Here is a 15,149-nt window from a genome sequence, read left to right on the forward strand (position 1 = left end):
GGTTCGCACCGAGTTCACGCCGGGGTTCGCACGGGGTTCGCACCGTCAACCACGTGACGACCCGGGCAGGCGCTGCCCCACCTTCTTGCGCGCCGAGGGCGTCAGCACCCCGGCGAAAAACAGATCCAGCGCTTTCTCCAGTGCTTCGCGCGGCGTCAGCCCCGTTCGCGTGAGCAACGCCGGCTCGTGCACGCCTCTGGCAACCTGCAGCCAGTACTCGGCGGCGAACTTCACGTCGATGTCGGCGCGGATCATCTGCTGTTCGATGCCGAGGTTCAGGAGCCGCGTGAATACCGCCGGGATATTGCGCTCCTTGATGATCTGGATTTCATCGTAGAGGTGCGGCGCGAAGCGGTGGAGATCCTGCAGAAAGCCGGGCGACATCGCGCCCACCTGATCGGTGACCACGCGCAGCAAACCTTCGAGCTTCGCGGGGAACCGGCCGGGTCCGTCGAGTATTTCGGTGGCCTGGCGACGGACAGTGGCGCCGGTCGCCGTGATGATCGCAGCGACCATCGCGTCCTTCGACGGAAAGTGAACGTAGAGCGTCTTTTTGCTCATGCCGAGCGCGAGCGCGAGCCGGTCCATGGTGAGCCCGCTATAGCGCTCCCGCAGCAGGATCTCGCGCGCGGCCGCAAGGATGATTCCCGCTGGCCCGTCGGCGAAATCGACCGGTGGCAAAGGTGTCGGCGGCGTGGCGATGTTACGGTTCTCCTTTGTCGACGAGCCGGATACGCAGGCTCGTTCCCGTCCAGACGATGAGCGGTTCCATGATCTGAACTCCGCGCGGTTTCGCTCGCGCTACGGTTGCTGCTGCTCCATTGCCGCGGCCTGCCATCCGCCGCCCAGCGACTGGAATAGCGCTGCCGTATCGGTAAAGCGGTCGGCTTGCGCACGGGTTCGGTCGAGCGCCGTTTGCAGCGTCTGACGTTGCGTGTCGAGCAAGCCAAACTGACTGACGCCGCCCGCCGCATATTGCGCGTGCGCGATCGCCAAACTCGCCTGCGCCTGTTGCGCGGCGTCGTCGCGCGCCTGCAGTGTCCGGGCGTCGTTCTGCAATGCCGTCAGCGTGTCCGCGACCTGTTGCAGCGCCTGAAGCACGGTTTGCTGATAGCCGGCAAGCGCGTCGTCGTAAGCCGCCTGGGCCGAACGTTTTTTCGCGCGCAATTCACCGCCGTGAAAAATCGGTTGCGTGATGTTCAGACCGATGTTCCAGATGTTCAGACCTTTCACCACGTCCTGTATGTCGGTGCGCTCCGAACCGATTCCCGCCGACAGCGAAAACTGCGGATAAAGGTTGGCTGTCGCCACGCCGATATTCGCGCTCGCCTGATGCAATAACGCTTCTGAGGCGCGAATGTCGGGGCGCTCGCGCGCGAGCGTCGAGGGCAACGTGACCGGCACGTTGCCGGGCAGATGCAGCGAGTCCAGCGTCATCTCGTCGAATTCCGCTTGCGACGGCGCGACCCCGAGCAGGATCGCGAGTTGATGCTCGGCCTGAGCGCGTTGCGTGGCGAGCGGCGGCAGCGAGGCGCGGGTCTGCGCAAGCAGGCCGCGCTGGCTGCGCAGGTCGAGTTCCGACGCGCCGCCCGCCGCGAAGCGGGCCTGCATGATCGCCAGCTGTTGTGCCTGTGTGTCCGCAAGACGCTGCGTCAGTTCAATCTGCTGCTGCAACGAAGCGCGCCGCACGACGGTTGCGACGACATTGCCGGCGATGGACAGCCGCGCGGCCTCGAATTCGAAGGTCTGATAGTCGGCTTGTGCCATCAACGCTTCGAGCGTCCGACGATTGCCGCCGAAGATATCGAACACGTACGACACGCTGACCGACGCGTTGAATAGCGAAAACGGCCCGCGATTCGGTACGTTGGGAATCCCGAATGCAGCGGTGTCGACCTTTTGCCGCGCTCCCGACACCTTTGCATCGACACTCGGGAACTGCGTGGCGCCTGCCTGGGCGTTGTAGTTCTCACGTGCCTCTATCAGTTTCGCGCGAGCTTGCGCGAGGGTCGGGCTCTGCCTTAAGGCCTGGTCGACCAGACGATCGAGCGGTTCCGAATGAAACTGCGTCCACCACATCGACGCGGCGTGGCCGGATGAGGTAAAGGTCTGCGACGAACCCGCCGCGCCGCTTGCCGCCTCCGTCGCGGCAGGCAACCGCTCGCGTGTATAGGTTTGCGTGTCCGGCGGCGCGGGCGCATGAAAGTCCGGGCCGACGGTGCAGGCGCACAGCGCAAGGAAGGGCAGGAGCGCGAGGCGTTTCATGACGGGCTCTCCTAGTCGAGCGTGCGCCGATAGAAGCGCAGTGCCACGCCCATCACGACGGCCGTGAAGAGTGCCATGGGCCACACGGAGGGCCAGAGTTCCGTCCAGCCGTTGCCCTTGAGAACAATGCCGCGGATCAGGCGGTTGAAGTACGTCAGCGGCAGCAGATTGCCGATGAACTGCGCCCAGCGCGGCATGCCGGCGAACGGGAACATGAAGCCCGAAAGCAGGATGTTCGGCAGGAAATAGAACACGGCCAGCTGCATGGCCTGCAACTGGTTCTGTGCGAGCGACGACAGCGTGATGCCGACCGTCAGGTTCGCCGCGATAAACAGCAGCGCCGCGAGATAGATCGCCACCACACTGCCGACGAACGGCACATGGAATGCGTAGCGCGTCGCCACCAGGATGATCGTCGCCTGGATCAGGCCGATCATCACGTAGGGCACGATCTTGCCGGTCATCACTTCGACCGGCAGGGCCGGCGTGGCGAGCAGATTTTCCATCGTGCCGCGCTCGCGTTCGCGCGTGACCGCGAGGCCGGTCATCATCACGAGCGTCATCGTCAGGATGACGCCCATCAGGCCCGGCACCACGTTGTATTGCGTGATGCCCTCGGGGTTGTAGAGACTGTGAATCAGGACGCTGAATGCGGGCTGGCTGCCGTTCAGATGGGCGAGCGGGCCGGTGATGTCCTTGTCGGCGACCGGCTGCACGAGGTTCGGCAGCGCGCCGATGGCCGTATTCGTTGCAGTCGGATCGGTCGCGTCGGCTTCGACCAGCAGTGACGGATGTTCGCCGCGCAGCAGACGCCGCGAAAAATCGACCGGCACGTTCAGCACGAACTGCACGCGGCCCTGCGCGAGGGCAAGGCGGCCGGCCTCCTCGTTGGGCAGCGATTCGACGATGTCGAAGTAAGCGGAGTTCTTCATCGCCGCGACGAAGCTGCGCGAAAACGGGCTGTTATCGCCGATGATGACGGCGGTGGGCAGATGCTTGGGATCGGTATTGATCGCATAGCCGAACAGCGCGAGCTGAATCACCGGCACGCCGACGATCATGCCGAACGTGACGCGGTCGCGCCGCAATTGCAGGAATTCCTTGAGCACAATGCTCCACCAGCGCGTCAGTGAAAATAGCGTGCGTGTTGTCACGGGCGTGCTCCGAAGTTGTCCGTCGAGCGGTTCATCAGATAGATGAATACGTCTTCGAGCCCGGTTTCGATGCGCTCGATGCGCAGTTCAGCACCGGCGGCTGCCTGTTTGACGGCGTTTTCCAGCGCGGCGTGATCGTGGCCGCTCACGTGCAGCGCCGAGCCGAAGACGACGGTCTGGTCGACGCCGGGTGTCTTGCGCAACTGTTCGGACAGCTGGCTCAGATGGTCGCCGTAGAGAGCCCACGTCGCGAGATTCTGCGATTCGATCACTTCTCGCGCCGTGCCTTTCGCGAGCAGCTTGCCGTACGCGATATAGGCGAGCTTGTGACAACGCTCGGCTTCGTCCATGTAATGCGTGCTGACCAGTACCGAGATGCCGTGCGCGGCGAGCTGGTGTAGCTCTTCCCAGAAGTCGCGCCGGGCAGCGGGATCGACTCCCGCGGTGGGTTCGTCGAGCAGCAGCAGCCGCGGTTCGTGCAACATGCAGGCGGCCAGTGCGAGCCGCTGCTTCCAGCCGCCGGACAGGGAACCCGTCAGCTGATGCGCGCGGCTTTGCAGTCCGAGCGATTCGAGCGAGCGGTCGACAGCCTCCTTGCGGTTCTTCATCTGATAGATGCGCGCGACGAAGTCGAGATTCTCGCGAATGGTCAAATCTTCCCAGTATGAGAAGCGCTGCGTCATATAGCCGACGTTGCGCTTGATCTGCGCGCTCTCACGGTTGATGTCGAAGCCGAGGCACGTGCCGGTGCCCGAATCGGGCGTGAGCAGTCCGCACATCAAGCGGATCGAGGTTGTCTTGCCGCTGCCGTTCGGTCCGAGAAAGCCGAAGATCTCGCCGCGTGCTACCTGCAGGGACACGTCGTTGACGACGTGCTTGTCGCCGAAGTGCTTGTTCAGATTCCGCACGTCGATCGCATAGTCCTGGGCGGAAGGGTTCATTGCAGCGTCACCGTGACGGGTTGGCCCGGATGCAGCTTGCTTGCGTCAGCTGCGAACGGATGCGCTTCGACCATGAAAACCAGTTTCGCGCGGCTCTCGTTGCTGTAGATCACGGGCGGCGTGTATTCGGCCTTGCTCGATATGTAGGTGATTCTGGTGGGTATGTCTGCTGCGCAGCCGTCGCAGTGCACCAGCAACGTTCGTCCCGTCGCGAGCCGGCCGACCACGGTTTCAGGCACGAAAATGCGCACCTTCACGTTCTGCGGCGGCAGCATCTGGACGACGGGACTGCCCGCCTGCACCCACTCGCCGGCTCGGTACAGCGTGTCGTAGACAAGCCCGTCAGCGGGAGCGTTCACGCGCTTCTGATCGAGCTTCCATTGCGCCTGAGCGACAGTGGCCTGCGCGGCTGCGATCTGTGCGTTCTGCGCCGCGATCTGTTGCGAGCGGCCGGGCAGGCGCGCTACCTGAACCTGATTGCGGAGCTCACGAACCTGGGCAGCCGTTGCGTCGGCGTTGGCGCGCGAATCGTCGAGTTGTGCCTTCGGAATGCCGCCGGCGTGGAATTGCGCTTCGTCGCGCGTCAGTTGCAGCGACGCCTTGCGCGCATTGGCGAGCGCCTGGGCGAGTTGCGCCCGCACCGCATCGACTTCGGGCGGACGTTTTCCCGTCTCGATGTCCGCCAGCTGCGCGCGTGCCGCCGCGAGCTGCTGCTGCGCCTGTTGAAGTGCGGCGGTTTCGTCGGCCGATTCGAGCGTGAAGAGCGGCGCGTTCGCCTGCACCGTTTGTCCCCGCGCGACCGACAGCTGGGTGAGCGCGCCGGACTGCGACGACGCCAGATAGACGAATTCGCCTTCTATGTAGCCTTGATATTCGTTGTTGTTATGACGCGAGCAGCCGGACAGCACGGCGACGACGAGTAGCAGCGACAGCGGCGCGCAATGAAGCCGAATCATGACTGGCTCCGCAAGGTGCGGCGGCGCAATGCGTACGTGCCGAAGGCTGGAAGGGGCGGGGTTCGCCAGTCTTGCGCGGTGGCAAGCGGCAGCGTCACGCGTGTGATAACCGGATTGAAAACTGGCATGGATTCAAGTTCCGTTTGAGCGCGCCGCACTTGCCGTGCGCTATAAACCAGTAGTCCAAATCGATTGGATTCGGACGTGGCGTTGGACCGCTTTGATGTCCGCGCTCAAAGTGGGCGGCGCTTCAGTTCCGGACAGCACGCCGGTGGATCGATTCGTCCGCGCGCCACCGAACCGCACCCATCGGTCGATGGAAACTATCTTCGTCGTATAGGTTTCCTGGGTCAATCGAAATGTGAAGGCCCGGACTTGTGGAGTGGCGATACGGCTTCGCGGCAACTATGCGGGTGTGGCGCCGACCGGGTATGCGGCATCGGCTTTGGTCCGGGTTTTCCCTGCCGTTCGCGGAACAACCGGGCGGCACGGCATGCCGACGAGGACGGTACTTCGTTTGATCGGCGGAGCTTGTGCCAAAAGCGCCGCTAACGATCCCTATTCAGCTCTTCTATAGCAAGAAGCAACGGCCACGAGGACCGTGGCCGAACGCATGCTTTGCTTTAGCGTACAAGACACGGACGTTTGTTATCGAACTTCCAGTTCGGAATCAGAAACTGCATCGCGATGCCGTCGTCACGCGCGCCCAGGCCGTGCTGTTGATACAGGGCGTGCGCCTTTTCCACTTCGTCCAGATCGAGCTCGACGCCAAGGCCCGCCTTTTCCGGCACCTTCACTTTGCCGCCTACGATCTGCAACGGATTGCGAGTCAGACGCTGGCCGTCCTGCCAGATCCAGTGGGTATCGATCGCGGTGATCTTGCCGGGCGCAGCGGCGGCGACCTGGGTGAACATCGCGAGCGAAATGTCGAAGTGGTTATTCGAATGCGAACCCCACGTCAATCCCCACTCATTGCACATCTGCGCCACGCGGACCGAGCCTTGCATCGTCCAGAAGTGCGGGTCGGCAAGCGGGATGTCCACCGACTGCAGCTGGATGGCGTGGCCCATCTGGCGCCAGTCGGTCGCAATCATGTTGGTGGCGGTCGGCAAGCCGGTTGCGCGGCGGAATTCGGCCATCACTTCGCGGCCGGAATAACCATTCTCGGCGCCGCACGGGTCTTCCGCATAGGCCAGCACGTGGTGTTGATCGCGGCAAAGACGAACTGCCTCGGAAAGCGACCACGCGCCATTCGGGTCGAGCGTCACACGCGCTTTCGGGAATCGTTCGGCGAGCGCCGTGACCGCTTCGATTTCGGCGTCGCCGGGAAGCACGCCGCCTTTGAGCTTGAAGTCGTTGAAGCCGTAGCGCGCTTGCGCGGCTTCGGCGAGGCGCACCACGGCCTCGGGCGTCATGGCTTCTTCGGTGCGAAGGCGCTCCCACTCGTCGCTGCCGTCCGCGCCGCTGGCGTACGGCAGATCGGTTTTGTTGCGGTCGCCGATGTAGAACAGATAGCCGAGCATTTCGACTTCGTCGCGCTGCTGGCCTTCGCCGAGGAGTGCGGCAACCGGTACGCCCAGATGCTGTCCGAGCAGATCGAGCAGCGCTGCTTCGAGCGCGGTCACCGCGTGGATGGTCGTGCGCAGATCGAAAGTCTGCAGGCCGCGTCCGCCGGCGTCGCGGTCCGCGAACTGCGTGCGCGCTTTGTTGAGCACGGCCTGAAGGTTGCCGATCGACTGACCCACGACGAGCGGACGCGCATCGTCGATGGTCTTGCGGATGCTCTCGCCGCCGGGGACTTCACCGACACCGGTGTTGCCCGCGCTGTCGCGCAGAATGACGATGTTGCGCGTGAAGAACGGTCCATGCGCGCCGCTCAGGTTCATCAGCATGCTGTCACGGCCGGCGACCGGAACGACACGCAGCTCGACGACCGTCGGGGTGGCATTCGATTGGAAGGTATTCGTGGACATGGTGGTTGGATCAGATAAGTTAGGAATCCGACTGGCGGGAGCCGTTTGGGTGTGCGGTGCCAGGCGCTGAAGCGAGCGCCGGCAATGAGGCTGAAAGCACGTTGCTCATGGCGGGCTATGCGTTGAAGTCAGTGGGCTTCGCTACGCACGGCTTGCGCCGGCGCGTCACGATTCACGCGACGATTGCGGGTGAGGAAGCCGGCTGCCGCCGCGACCAGCGACGCCACGCCCAGCCCGTACAGGCCGCCGGAAATCGAGCCGGTGTGCTGTTGCAGGTAGCCGAAAGCAGCAGGAGCGAAGAAACCTCCGAGGTTGCCGACCGAGTTGATCAGCGCAATCACGCCGGCCGCGACACGCGCATCCAGATACCCCTGCGGAATCGGCCAGAACAATGATGAAGCGGCCTTGAACCCGATCGCGGCGAAGCAGATCGCCACGAACGACAGAACAGGGTTGCCGGATGTCGAAGCGAACAGCCCGCAAGCCGCGATGACGAGCGCAGCCGCGAGCCATGCCTGCTGGAAGCGCCACTTGGCCGACAGCACCGCGAAACAGTACATCGCGACCATGGCAATGAGCCAGGGTATCGCGTTGAGCATGCCGACTTCGAAGTCCGACAATCCACCCATCTTCCTGATAATCGTCGGCAGCCAGAAGGTCGCCGCGTAGATCGTCAATTGAATCGCGAAATAGAGGAAGCAGAACAGCAGAATTTGCGGGTCCTTCAACAGTTTTGCCGTCGGCAGGCGCGCAGCACCAAGCGCGTCGCGCTCGGCCTGCTCGGCGGCGATGGCCGTGGCGAGAACTTGCTGTTCTTCGGCGCTCAGCCACGCGGCGTCGCGAATGCGCGACTTCAGCAACATCCAGCTCACGGCGCACAAGCCCACCGAAAACCCGCCTTCAATGAGAAACATCCACTGCCAGCCGTGCAGTCCCAAGCCGCGAATCGACAGCAGGGCGCCCGTAATCGGCCCGGACAGCACCGATGCCAGCGCCGAGCCGGCGAGGAAGACCGCGACGGCCTTGCCGCGCTCTTTCTGCGGCAGCCACTGCGTGAAATAGAAAACGACGCCGGGGAAGAAGCCGGCCTCGGCGACGCCCAGCAGGAAGCGCAGCACGTAAAACGACGTGTCGTTCCAGACGAAAGCCATGGCCGCGGCCACCACGCCCCACGTGCCCATGATGCGCGTGAGCCAGGCGCGGGCTCCGTACCTCTGCATGAGAACGTTCGACGGCACTTCGAACAGCGCGTAGCCGATGAAGAACAAGCCGCTCCCGAGTCCATACGCGGCGGCGCCGATTCCAAGATCCGCCTGCATGTGCGAATTGGCGAAGCCGATGTTCACGCGGTCGATATAGTTCGCGATGAACATGATCAGAAAGAGCGGCAGCACGTGCCGCTTGACCTTGGAAACGGCGGACTCGAGCGGGCCGGTCGCGGTGGCGAAAGCAGATGTCAAGGGTGTCTCCAGTGTCGGCCGATTCGACGGCCTGATCGAACGCAACGCGCCGCATCCGGCAGCAGCGGGAACGACCTCCGCTCAATGGCATGAGATACGTTGTCAGACGACAGTCTACGTTTTCCGTTTTCACTTTCCAATGGAGCGTTTACCCTGGTCATTCACGCCTTTATGGCAGCCATTGGACCGGAATCAGCCGTATTGGCGCTGAACTTCAAGCGAACTGGCTAAGACATCTGATGACTCGGACTCTATCGAGTCATCGACTTGGACTACGCTATGATGACCCTATTGAGACGTCAGATGACGTGACGCGCGCGCAACGTGTGCTTTTCCAGTTGATGAGGCAACAAGCTACAAATGAGCAGCCTGACTGAGAAGGTGGTGGCCACCCTTTCCGACGAAATCCGCCGTGGATCGCTTAGGCCGGGAGACCGTATTCCTACGGAAGTCGCGCTGATGAAGCAGCTCTCGGTGAGCCGCTCGGTGGTTCGCGAGGCGATGTCACGCCTGCAGGCCGCGAAAGTGGTTGAGACGCGTCACGGCGTCGGCACCTTCGTATTGGCGCCGGCGGCGGAAGAACCGGTGCAACTGCCTGCCGCCGACCTGTCCAACATGCTCGACGTGATGGCCATTATCGAGTTCCGGATCGACGTCGAGGCGGCATCCGCTGCTTTTGCGGCGGCGCGGCGCACTGCGCAGAATCTCAAGCAGATGCGCAGCGCGCTGGAGCGTTTCGAAGCCGAACTGGAGCGGGGCAGTACCGACGTGCTGGCGCATGACATCGAGTTTCATCTGCAGATCGCGCGAGCCAGCGGGAATCGGTACTTCTTCGACGTTCTCAGTCAACTCGGACGCGCGGTGAGTCCGCGCACGCGGCTAGGTTCCGCCGAGATCGCGGAGCTCGACCATGTCGAACATCTGCGCAATGTGCTGCGCGAGCATCAGTTGATTTACCGGGCAATCGAACGTGAGGACCCGGACGACGCACGCGCCGCCATGCGGATGCACCTGAGCAACAGTCGCGAAAGACTTCGACGCGCGCACGAGTTGAGCAAAGCGGGCGCGTAACCTGTCTTTCCGCGCGGCAGACTTGCCGTCGATGTCATTTCAGCACGAGCTGCATGCCGCAGCACAGAACAAAGACCAGAAGGGCGGCGGCGACTGCCATGTTCAGCGGGTAGCGCATTCTCTTCACCTGGCGCGAGCGTTGCGGTGCTTTCATCCTAATCAGCTGATGGAAGATAAAAAGTGGTCAATGAATGGCTATGTGCGAAAGCCAACGTAGCGCGTCGGCTTATACGGCTGTTTGTTTGCGGGAGCGTTTCCAGTCGCGCAGGCGTTGCGCCGGATTGCAATGCCTCTTTTGCGGCTGGATGGCAGGCATTGCAAACCGCATGCGCGGCGGCGCCGCGGTGACGCCGCCGTGACGTCGGCGACTGGTTACTGCGACACGGCAGGCGGCTGGATACCCGCCGGTGCGCTGCGTGACAGCTTGTTCGCCGCGGCGAGATCTTCCGAGAGGCTGGTGCGCAGCGTCGCGATCGCCTGCTCCGGGTTGGCCGGCTTCAACTGCTCGCGAGCAAGCGAGTCGTAGACGTAGTGGCGCAGCATCGGGTCCTGCGTCTTGTTCAACACCTCGTGATACACCGCGACGATGTCGCCTTCACGTCCGCTCATCGCGTACAGGCGGCGCAGCTGTTCCAGATCGTTGACCACCGCGAAGCCCGGACCCATCGGTCCGTGAGGCGGCAGCCAGTCGCCGTGATGCGGCTCGTCATGCGCGTGGGTCGCTGCGGGCGGCGGTGGCGCTTCCTGTGCGAGCGCGGCTCCTGCGGCAAAGGTCAATACAGCGGCCAACGCCGCGCTCACTGATTTTCTCGTCATGATCTCGCTCCCATCGAGATAGCGCCGGCGCTACAGTGCGCCAGCGCATCAGCAACGATAGTCGACATGAGCTTGCGCCGGGTTACGGAAGACCACGTTGTAACTTACCGAACCTTGCGCAGAGGCCGGCGGAGCCGGCAACGCGAACCGGCATGGCTCGGCCGACGCCAGGGTGTGCCCGCTGGCGCAATGACGCCGGATAGCGCATGATGGCAGCGATGCGCCGTCCGACCCCACAAGCAGCAAGCGTTCGCGGGACGCACGGCACACGCGCGGCCACCGGTCATCTGTCAGGAGGAGTGAATCCGGGCGATGTCCGGTCGGCGAGTATCCAATACGTTAAGGAGGATTTCGCATGGACCGACCCGAGGCCGCCAATCCGTTTGGCGATTTCACCAAAATGCTGGAGCAGTTCAAGCTCCCCGGCTTCGACGTGCCCGCCATCATGGAAGCGCGGCGCAAGGACGTCGAAGCGCTGGTTCAGGCCAATCAAACCGCCTTGCAAGGCATGCAGTCGCTGGCGCAGAAACAGGCTGAGATGCTGCGCGCCACGCTGAGCGAATTGCAATCGCTCACGGGGCAGTTGTCCGCCGGGGGCGCTGCGCCTTCGGCGAAAACCGCCGAGCTGATCCAGCAAAGTCTGCATAAGTCGCTTGCCGATATGCAGCAACTCGCGCAAGCCGCGTATCAGACTCAAGCCGAGTCGTATGCGGTGATCGCCAAGCGCGTGGAAGAGAACGTGCACGAACTCAAGTCGCTTTTGCAGCAACAGAAGAAGTAAGGGCGCGTCGCATTACTCGATTCGAGTGTGACGTGGCCTGAAGAAGTATCGGTGCCGCGGATCGGCCGTCAGGTCATCCGCGGTATTTTTTTGCCTCGCGAATCCGGTTTCAAACGGGCCTTTTCTATTCATGGACAGGCCATCCACTTTGCCGGTTATTGTCAGAGGAAAACGGCGATAAAAGGCGAATTATTCAGCGTTCGCCTACATTTGCATCGGCACGCGCGGCGCGTCGATATTTTTCTGCCGCCACGTGGCGTTTTCACACACCTGTTCGCTTTAAACAGCATGCGTCGCGAATATCTGCGCCGAAGCGCCGCTGCTCGTGGACATCGTCCCCAAAAATCAAACGCGCTCGGACGGCGGGGAGGCGGCTGAAGGTTCGAATCGCCTCGCAAACGATTGCCATGCCTTCGCGCGACGCCTAAAGTTTCGCGCCGCCACTCCGTAGACGCATTCACGCAACCCCACTGGTGTGAATGCAGCACTGGCGCTGCCAGTCGCGGAGTGCGCCCCTAGTTCGTCGTTTGTGATCGGCTGCGCGCCGGGCACGAGCGTTTCACCTCGAAGGAATTCTCTTGAAACCGATGCTCTCTATCGGCATTGCTCGCGCAATGCTCGGGGCAAGCTGCGCGCTGTCGTTTGCCGCGCATGCCACGCTCGGCCAGAACGTCAGCACTATCGACAGCGATCAGACACGCATGCATGCAGTCGCTCATACGGCCACCGCGCAAGGGGCGTACTCGGTGTACCTGCTCACGATGCCGTCCGGCACGCTGGTGCGCGAGTACGTTGCGCCCAACGGCATCGTCTTCGGTGTCGCGTGGGAAGGCCCGACGCTGCCGGATCTGAAGGCCGTGCTCGGCGCCGCGTTCGATCAGTACGCCGCGGCCACCGCAACGCGCAGCGCAACGCCGCTCGCGGTTTCCAGCAGCGATCTGGTGGTGTACTCCGGCGGCCATCTGCGCGCGTTCGCCGGCCATGCCTATGTGCCGCAAGCGGTGCCCGCGGGTGTCGATGTCGGCGTCGTTCAATAACGGAGCGGTCATGCGCCATACGCCTTCGTTTATCACCCTGCTGTGCGCGGCGCTGCTCGCGTTGCTGGTCAGTGCCTGCGGCGGCGGGGGCGGCGGCTCCAGCGGCTCGGCCGCGTCGGCCAATTCCAGCACCTCGGCCAGCCCGACCGTCAGTACCTCGCCTTCGCCCCAAGTGGTGGCGGCCAATGCGGTGCAGGTCAGCGTCGATGCCGGCGTGAGCGGCGTGCCGAACATGCCGTTTGTCAGCGTCACGATTTGCGCGCCCGGCGCGAGCCAGTGTGAAACCATCGATCACGTGCTGGTGGATACCGGTTCGTGGGGCTTGCGCGTGTTCGCGGCGCAATTGCCCGCATCGATGACGCTGCCGCAGCAGAAGGACGGCTCGGGCAATCTGGTCGCCGAATGCATGCAGTTCTTCGACGGCTACACGTGGGGTCCGGTGAAGCTCGCCGACTTGCAGATCGCCGGCGAAAAAGCAGCTTCGTTGCCGATCCAGGTGATCGACCCGGGCTACGCTTCCGTGCCGGCCGATTGCGCGAGCGTAGGCTCGCCGCGCAACACGCCGGTTGCGTTGCAGGCCAACGGCGTGCTCGGTATCGGCGTGTTCAAGCACGACTGCGGCGCGGCCTGCGTTCAACAGGCGGTGTCCGGCACCTATTACGGCTGCAGCGGCTCGGTTTGCACGGCGATTCCGCTGGTCGAGGCGCTGCAGGTCGCCAATCCGATTCCCTACTTCGCCACCGACAACAACGGTTCGGTCCTCAGCCTGCCAACGGTGTCGGGCGGGGCGCCGTCGGTGACCGGGCAACTGGTGTTCGGCATCGGCACGCAGACCAACAATACGCTCGGCAACGCGCAGGTGATCGGCGTGAGTGCGTCCAACGGCACCTTCACGACGGTGCAGAACGGCAGGACGTATTCGCACAGTATCCTGGACAGCGGCTCGACCGGCCTGTTCTTTCAGACCAGCGCGTTGCCGGTGTGCGCGAGTCCGAATAGCGCGTATTACTGCCCGAGTTCGACCGAGCAGCTCAGTGCGACGATCGAAGGCGTGAACGGCATCACGAGTGCGATCACGTTCAGTGTCGGCAACGCCACCGCGATCGCGCAGACGTACAGCGGCGATGCGGCGCTGCCGTTGCTGGCCGGCCCGGCGTTCGTGACGTCGACAATCTTCGACTGGGGACTGCCGTTCTTCTACGGCCGCAACGTGTATGCCGCGGTCGAGCAGCAGACGACACCTGGCGGCACCGGTCCTTATGTCGCGTATTGAGCACTAGCGGCGTGGCGCCGCACGCTTTGGCGGCGCTGCTGGAGTTGCTGCTGGAGTTGCTGCCTTGGCTATCGCCTGAGCCGCAGGCGCCTGCGGTCTCTCCGCCTGAGTGGCAACGTGGGCGAACTGCGGTGGCGGCTCTGCTCGATCTGCCGTTACCGTGGCGTCGCTCCCGCTGCGGCAATCACCCGATGCACGAAGCGCAGCTTGTCCACCACCGGCGCGGCCAGCGTGAACGGATAACCGTCGGGCATCCCGAGGCTGCGGTTCAAACTGTTCAACGCATACGTGAGCGGAAACCAGCGCTTCATCAGATTCTCGAAGCTGGCGTCCTCCACAGGCGTCCGGTCGGTCAGCGTCGGCTCGCTCGGGTCGTCGGGTAAGAGCGCGACGCCATATGAGGTCGACGTATCCAGGACGTCGACGATCAGCAGGTAGTGCGCCCACGTCTCGGCCCAATCTTCCCAAGGATGCATCGTCGCATACGCGCTGATGAAGGACGCCTGCCAGTCAGCCGGCGCGCCATTGCGATAGTAGGCCGTCAGCGCCTCGCCGTAGTCGGCGCGTTCGTCGCCGAACAGCTTGCGATACGGTTTGATCCAGCGCGGGTCGTTCTCCACCAGCCGACTGAAGTAGTAGTGGCCCGTCTCATGGCGGAAGTGGCCAAGCAAGGTGCGATAGGGCTCGCCCATCGCGGTGCGGACCCTCTCGCGGTAGGCGTCGTCGGCTTCGGCGAGGTTCAGCGTAATCAGGCCATTGTCGTGGCCGGTCAGCACCTTTTCGCCATCGTCGCAGTCTTCGAGGAATTCGAAGGCGAGGCCGTGCTCCGGGTCGGTCTGGCGCGACGGCGCGTCGACGCCGAGCGCGCTCAGCGTGTACAGCAGACGCCGTTTCGCCACTTCCATCCGATACCAGTAGAACCGGTTGTCCGTCGTGCTCAGATTCGGAATCGTCAGTGTCAGCTGGCAGGCGTGGCACAGCGCGTCGGGCGAATCGGCGGGGATCATCCAGTTGCAGATGTTTTCGACGGCATAGTTGTGACACTGCCGGAACAGCGCACCCCCGGCGCCTGGATGCAGGCTGCGCCAGCGCCCTTCGCCGGCTTCTTCGAAGGCGCTGATTTCGGCCAGTTCCGGCACATAGCCGAGCAACGCGTCGCAACGCTCGCAACGAACGTTTTCATAGAACACGAGGTGCGAGCAGCGATTGCAGTGGAAGGTTTTCATCGATTGGAGACTCCGCAATCTTCATGCCGCATTTGCCAGACGTCACTGGTTTAACGCACATTACGTGCATGATCGTGCATCGGCTCTGCGCCGCTTTGGTGCGCCGGGCCGGAAAAGGCAGTGGAAAGACGCGTTGTTCGATCGACCGGACGCTCGGCAGACGCGGCAGACTTCCAAGCAGGCTGTAATCCGGGCA

Annotated in this window: 14 protein-coding genes; 5 read left to right on the plus strand and 9 right to left on the minus strand. The window is 63.3% G+C overall.

Translation table 11 applies throughout. The annotated features are described in order from the left end of the window. Positions 1-45: 45 nt before the first annotated feature. From DLM46_RS08785 to DLM46_RS08815, 7 genes are all read right to left on the minus strand, one after another. The gene (locus DLM46_RS08785) at positions 46-681 is read right to left on the minus strand and encodes a TetR/AcrR family transcriptional regulator (RefSeq protein ID WP_165847931.1); all 636 of its coding nucleotides are present in this window, start codon (positions 679-681) and stop codon (positions 46-48) included. A 120-nt stretch (positions 682-801) separates the two neighbouring features. Then, positions 802-2,265, minus strand: coding sequence for an efflux transporter outer membrane subunit (locus tag DLM46_RS08790; RefSeq protein WP_115100391.1), 1,464 nt, complete (start codon positions 2,263-2,265; stop codon positions 802-804). A gap of 11 nt (positions 2,266-2,276) precedes the next feature. Next, complete coding sequence (locus tag DLM46_RS08795; RefSeq protein WP_115100392.1) at positions 2,277-3,419, minus strand: ABC transporter permease; 1,143 nt, start codon at positions 3,417-3,419, stop codon at positions 2,277-2,279. Beyond that, entirely contained in the window at positions 3,416-4,360 is a 945-nt protein-coding gene (locus DLM46_RS08800) for an ABC transporter ATP-binding protein (protein WP_115100393.1), read from the minus strand. Before DLM46_RS08800 ends, DLM46_RS08795 begins: the two co-directional genes overlap by 4 nt. Next, positions 4,357-5,316, minus strand: a complete 960-nt coding sequence (locus DLM46_RS08805; protein ID WP_115100394.1) for an HlyD family secretion protein — start codon at positions 5,314-5,316, stop codon at positions 4,357-4,359. Before DLM46_RS08805 ends, DLM46_RS08800 begins: the two co-directional genes overlap by 4 nt. A gap of 623 nt (positions 5,317-5,939) precedes the next feature. Next, positions 5,940-7,289 carry a glucarate dehydratase gene (gene gudD, locus DLM46_RS08810; protein ID WP_115100395.1) on the minus strand — a complete coding sequence of 450 codons (1,350 nt, stop codon included), beginning with the start codon at positions 7,287-7,289 and terminating at the stop codon, positions 5,940-5,942. Between the two features lie 128 nt (positions 7,290-7,417). After that, a complete protein-coding gene (locus tag DLM46_RS08815) occupies positions 7,418-8,749 on the minus strand; it encodes an MFS transporter (protein WP_115100396.1) in 1,332 nt (443 codons plus the stop codon). 360 nt (positions 8,750-9,109) lie between these two features. Between DLM46_RS08815 and DLM46_RS08820 the strand changes: the two genes are divergently transcribed. Continuing rightward, the gene (locus DLM46_RS08820; protein WP_115100397.1) at positions 9,110-9,820 is read left to right on the plus strand and encodes a FadR/GntR family transcriptional regulator; all 711 of its coding nucleotides are present in this window, start codon (positions 9,110-9,112) and stop codon (positions 9,818-9,820) included. A 372-nt stretch (positions 9,821-10,192) separates the two neighbouring features. Here DLM46_RS08820 and DLM46_RS08825 read toward each other — a convergent pair whose 3' ends face one another. Next, on the minus strand, positions 10,193-10,636 hold the full coding sequence (locus DLM46_RS08825) for a hypothetical protein (protein WP_115100398.1): 444 nt from the start codon (positions 10,634-10,636) through the stop codon (positions 10,193-10,195). A gap of 355 nt (positions 10,637-10,991) precedes the next feature. Between DLM46_RS08825 and DLM46_RS08830 the strand changes: the two genes are divergently transcribed. From DLM46_RS08830 to DLM46_RS08840, 4 genes are all read left to right on the plus strand, one after another. After that, the gene (locus tag DLM46_RS08830) at positions 10,992-11,417 is read left to right on the plus strand and encodes a phasin family protein (protein WP_115100399.1); all 426 of its coding nucleotides are present in this window, start codon (positions 10,992-10,994) and stop codon (positions 11,415-11,417) included. Between the two features lie 27 nt (positions 11,418-11,444). Continuing rightward, on the plus strand, positions 11,445-11,795 hold the full coding sequence (locus DLM46_RS38980; protein WP_133300314.1) for a hypothetical protein: 351 nt from the start codon (positions 11,445-11,447) through the stop codon (positions 11,793-11,795). Between the two features lie 209 nt (positions 11,796-12,004). Beyond that, positions 12,005-12,454: a DUF2844 domain-containing protein gene (locus DLM46_RS08835; RefSeq protein ID WP_115100400.1), complete on the plus strand. Its 450-nt coding sequence runs from the start codon at positions 12,005-12,007 to the stop codon at positions 12,452-12,454. A 10-nt stretch (positions 12,455-12,464) separates the two neighbouring features. Beyond that, a complete protein-coding gene (locus tag DLM46_RS08840; RefSeq protein ID WP_115100616.1) occupies positions 12,465-13,727 on the plus strand; it encodes a DUF3443 domain-containing protein in 1,263 nt (420 codons plus the stop codon). 155 nt (positions 13,728-13,882) lie between these two features. Here DLM46_RS08840 and DLM46_RS08845 read toward each other — a convergent pair whose 3' ends face one another. Further along, entirely contained in the window at positions 13,883-14,953 is a 1,071-nt protein-coding gene (locus tag DLM46_RS08845) for a zinc-binding metallopeptidase family protein (protein WP_115100401.1), read from the minus strand. Positions 14,954-15,149 lie beyond the last annotated feature (196 nt).

Source organism: Paraburkholderia lacunae, from assembly GCF_003353175.1.
GTDB classification, from domain to species: domain Bacteria; phylum Pseudomonadota; class Gammaproteobacteria; order Burkholderiales; family Burkholderiaceae; genus Paraburkholderia; species Paraburkholderia lacunae.

Coding starts and splice junctions, on each gene's coding strand:
- DLM46_RS08800 (WP_115100393.1), bottom strand. CDS start 4,360: ATGAACCCTTCCGCCCAGGACTATGCGATCGACGTGCGGAATCTGAAC.
- DLM46_RS08825 (WP_115100398.1), bottom strand. CDS start 10,636: ATGACGAGAAAATCAGTGAGCGCGGCGTTGGCCGCTGTATTGACCTTT.
- DLM46_RS08790 (WP_115100391.1), bottom strand. CDS start 2,265: ATGAAACGCCTCGCGCTCCTGCCCTTCCTTGCGCTGTGCGCCTGCACC.
- DLM46_RS08845 (WP_115100401.1), bottom strand. CDS start 14,953: ATGAAAACCTTCCACTGCAATCGCTGCTCGCACCTCGTGTTCTATGAA.
- DLM46_RS08830 (WP_115100399.1), top strand. CDS start 10,992: ATGGACCGACCCGAGGCCGCCAATCCGTTTGGCGATTTCACCAAAATG.
- DLM46_RS08840 (WP_115100616.1), top strand. CDS start 12,465: ATGCGCCATACGCCTTCGTTTATCACCCTGCTGTGCGCGGCGCTGCTC.
- DLM46_RS08820 (WP_115100397.1), top strand. CDS start 9,110: ATGAGCAGCCTGACTGAGAAGGTGGTGGCCACCCTTTCCGACGAAATC.
- DLM46_RS08835 (WP_115100400.1), top strand. CDS start 12,005: ATGCTCTCTATCGGCATTGCTCGCGCAATGCTCGGGGCAAGCTGCGCG.
- DLM46_RS08805 (WP_115100394.1), bottom strand. CDS start 5,316: ATGATTCGGCTTCATTGCGCGCCGCTGTCGCTGCTACTCGTCGTCGCC.
- gudD (WP_115100395.1), bottom strand. CDS start 7,289: ATGTCCACGAATACCTTCCAATCGAATGCCACCCCGACGGTCGTCGAG.